3 protein-coding genes and 1 pseudogene are annotated in these 3,541 nt (G+C 70.9%); 2 read left to right on the top strand and 2 right to left on the bottom strand.

Going from position 1 to position 3,541, the window contains the following annotated elements:
* Positions 1–670, bottom strand: a pseudogene (locus tag PKH97_RS09330) (sialidase family protein); the annotation flags it as partial.
* Positions 667–1,158 (bottom strand): VOC family protein, encoded by a 492-nt coding sequence (locus tag PKH97_RS09325; protein ID WP_324387131.1) that lies wholly within the window; start codon positions 1,156–1,158, stop codon positions 667–669. The gene PKH97_RS09325 and the pseudogene PKH97_RS09330, both read right to left, overlap by 4 nt.
* A 182-nt stretch (positions 1,159–1,340) precedes the next feature.
* Here PKH97_RS09325 and PKH97_RS09320 point away from each other — a divergent pair, with 182 nt between their 5' ends.
* The gene (locus PKH97_RS09320) at positions 1,341–1,772 is read left to right on the top strand and encodes a hypothetical protein (RefSeq protein WP_324387130.1); all 432 of its coding nucleotides are present in this window, start codon (positions 1,341–1,343) and stop codon (positions 1,770–1,772) included.
* Between the two features lie 101 nt (positions 1,773–1,873).
* Positions 1,874–3,526: an ABC-F family ATP-binding cassette domain-containing protein gene (locus tag PKH97_RS09315; RefSeq protein ID WP_324387129.1), complete on the top strand. Its 1,653-nt coding sequence runs from the start codon at positions 1,874–1,876 to the stop codon at positions 3,524–3,526.
* Positions 3,527–3,541 lie beyond the last annotated feature (15 nt).

Raw genomic sequence — 3,541 nt, 5'->3', positions numbered from 1 at the left:
CACCGCTCGGCGCCGCCGGGTGCCCCGGATCGCCGTATGCCGTGGGGTCGGCCAGATCGTTGCGCCGCTCCCACGTCACACCCCCGTCCGTCGAGGCGAAGACGCCCGCGGAGGAGATGCCGATCCAGATCCGGTCCGGGTCGACGGGGTCGCTGGTGATCGTGTGCAGCACCAGCCCCGCCGCCCCCGGCGCCCAGTCCGGGCGCGAGGGGTGATCGCTTAGTCCCTTGACCTCCGACCAACTGCGCCCGTCGTCATCGCTGACCAGCAGGACGGCCGGCTTGGTGCCGGCAAAGACCCGCTCGCCGACGCGCGCCAAGGACCAGATCTGGCTGAACCGCGTCCCAAAGGGCAGCGCGTCCTCGGACCAGCCGATCTGCTCGGCGAAAGCGGGGTCGCCGGCAGCCCACTCGTCGAGTTGACCGGACGTGAGTCGGCATACGTCCCAGGTTGCTCCGTCGTCGGCCGAGCGCCAGACCCCCGCACCGGTCCAGTCGCCCCCACCGCCGGCCCAGATCGTGCCGGTCGCGGGATCGCCGACGATGTGGTTGATCGGCCAGCCGTCGCAGAACGGCCCGCGCACGCGCCAGGTCGCGCGGTCGGCGTCCCCGTCCAGCAGGAAGGCACCCTTGGTGGTGCCCACCAGAATGCACGCGGCGGCCCCGGTCACGAGTGCTCCTGCGGGAGTCCGTCGGCCGCGGCCGCGACGGCAGCCAGGTCGATCCGGCTCATCTGCAGCATGGCCGCGGTCGCCCGCGCCGCGCGTTCTGGGTCGGGGTCCGCGGTGTAGTCGCCCAGCGCGCGTGGGTAGACCTGCCAGGAGAGCCCGAACTTGTCCTTGAGCCAGCCGCACTGGGACGGCTGTCCACCATCGGCCAGCAGCGCCTCCCAATAGCGGTCGGACTCGGCCTGGTCGGCGCACGGTAGGGCGAAGGAGACGGCCTCGCTGAAGGTGAACATCGGCCCGCCGTTGATGCCGGTGAAGCGCTGGCCGTCGAGTTCGAAATCGACCGTCACCGCTTGGCCTTCGGGCCCTGGGCCGGCCGCGGTGTAGCGGGCAATATTCGTGATGCGCGAGCCCGGGAAGATCGCGACATAGAACTGCGCCGCCTGTTCCGCATTGTCGTCGAACCACAGGTTGGGCGTGATCTGGACCATCCTGCGACGCTACCCCCCGGCGGCGCCCGGAGCGGCGGGTGACGCGGGGTAAAAGGTGCGCAACCGTCATACGCGAATGGGTCGGACTTCCGTATGCCGTGCGCACGGCTCCCCCGGCCGGCGACCGGTCTCCGTAGCCGCTGCGCGTTCCCGCGGGTAGCTCATCGGGCATAGGAAAGACCATGCCCAGCAACCCATTGTTAGTGAAAGGCATCCTGATGACCGCCCGTCGTTCCGCCACCGCCATCACCTTCGCCGGCGCCCTCACCGCCGCCCTTGCCTATGCCCCCGCCGCATCCGCCACCGCTATCGAGGTCCCCGTGGTCGCGACGTGCACCAAGGGATCCACGATCTCGCTGACCGCGAGCGCCTCGGGCGGCTCCATCGCCATCACGGTCAGCGTGGACGGGTCCGGCGCCTACCACCCGTGGGCCGTCGGGGTCGCCGACAACCTCACCGGCGTGTATGCCGGGGTGCGCGTTTCGAACACCGCGGGCGATGTCGCGGTCAGCCGAGGCACGGCCGACCAGAGTGGCACCGACAATGTCGGCGCGTCCGCCATCGACCTGCGCACCGGCGAGGTGTGCGTGGCCACCCTCCCGGTCGCCGGCTGATCCGAGCCTGGGCGGCGCGAATGCCCGGCATCGCGCCGCCTAGGCCGCGTCCCGCCGAAACACAGGTGAGCCCGGGCTCGCGGAGTGCGAGACTGCCGAGCGTGAGCGCGACGATCCAAGCCCGCGGGGTGGGCGCATCCTTCGGTGACCGGGAGCTTTTCTCCGGGCTCGACCTGATCGTCGCCCCCGGGGATGTCATCGGGTTGGTCGGGCCCAATGGCGCCGGAAAGTCGACCCTGCTGCGCATCCTCGCGGGGGTTCGCGCGCCGGACCGCGGCACCGTCAGCCGCTCTCCTCGGCACGCGCGCCTCGGGCTGTTGACGCAGGTGCCCGACGCCCGCACCGGCGAGACCATCCGAGCGCAACTGTTGCGCCGCACCGGCGTCGGGCCCGCGAGCACCGCCATGGAGGCTGCGGCCGACGCGCTGGCTTCGGGGTCGGCGGGCGCTGACAATGCCTATGCCGACGCGTTGGAAACCTGGCTCGCCCTCGGCGGCGGTGACCTGGACGAGCGCCTGGAGATCGTCGCCGCGCAGCTCGGGCTCGCGATCGATCTCGACCGCGCCGCCGACACGCTCTCCGGCGGGCAGGCTGCGCGCGTCTCGCTGGCCGGCCTGCTGCTCTCGCGGTATGACGCCTACTTCCTGGACGAGCCGACCAACGACCTCGACGCCGCCGGCCTGGACCTGCTCGAGGACTTCGTCGCCGGGCTGGATGCCCCCTGTGTCGTGGTCAGCCATGACCGGGAGTTTCTCTCGCGGACCGTCACCGCCGTGGTCGAGATCGACCGGTCGCTGCTGACCGTCGCGACCTATGGCGGGACGTATGACGCCTATCTCCAGGAGCGTTCGATCGCCCGGCGCCGGGCTCGGGAGAGTTTCGAGGAGTATTCGGCACGTCGGGCCGCACTTGCGGACCGCGCCCGACGGCAGCGCGCCTGGATGGACAAGGGCACGCGAAATGCGTTGCGCAAGAAGAAGTCTGGATCTGAGCGGGACAAGTTCATCCGTGCCCACGCTGTCGCGACCTCGGAGAAGCAGGCCGCGAAGGCGCGCCAGACCGAGCGGATGATCGAGCGCCTGGAGGTCGTGGAAGAGCCGCGCAAGGAGTGGGAGCTACAGTTCACGATCGCCTCGGCCGGCCGGTCCGGCGATATCGTCGCGGTCGCCTCCGGTGCCGTCGTCGAGCGGGGTGCCTTCCGTCTCGGCCCGGTCGATGTCCAGCTCGATCTTGGTGACCGGGTCGCGATCACCGGCCCCAATGGGTCGGGCAAGACCACCCTGCTTGGGCTGCTGCTCGGCCGCATCGCGCCGGCGACCGGGAGTGCTGGCTTGCGGTCGTCGGTCGTCGTCGGCGAGGTCGACCAGGCCCGGGCGAGCTTCGAGTCGGAGCTGACCCTCGTGCGGGCCTTCGAGGAGGAGATGCCGGACTGGTCGCACGCCGACGTACGCACCCTCCTGGCGAAGTTCGGGCTGCGAGCCGATCACATTGCGCGCCAGGCGAACTCGCTCTCACCGGGCGAGCGGACCCGGGCCGCGCTGGCCCTGCTGCAGGCCCGCGGCGTCAACCTGCTCGTCCTGGACGAGCCGACCAACCATCTCGACCTGCCGGCCATCGAGCAGTTGGAGCAGGCGATCGACGCCTTCGACGGCACCGTCCTGCTGGTCACCCACGATCGCCGGATGTTGGCCACCGTCCGCTTGACCCGCCGCTGGGAGGTCGACGCCGGCCAGGTCCGCGAGATCACCCCCTGACCCTGCCCCTGGCTT

It is taken from the genome of Nostocoides sp., assembly GCF_035343835.1.
Taxonomy (GTDB): domain Bacteria; phylum Actinomycetota; class Actinomycetes; order Actinomycetales; family Dermatophilaceae; genus Nostocoides_A; species Nostocoides_A vanveenii.
This window is presented reverse-complemented; position numbering and strand designations above follow the sequence as displayed.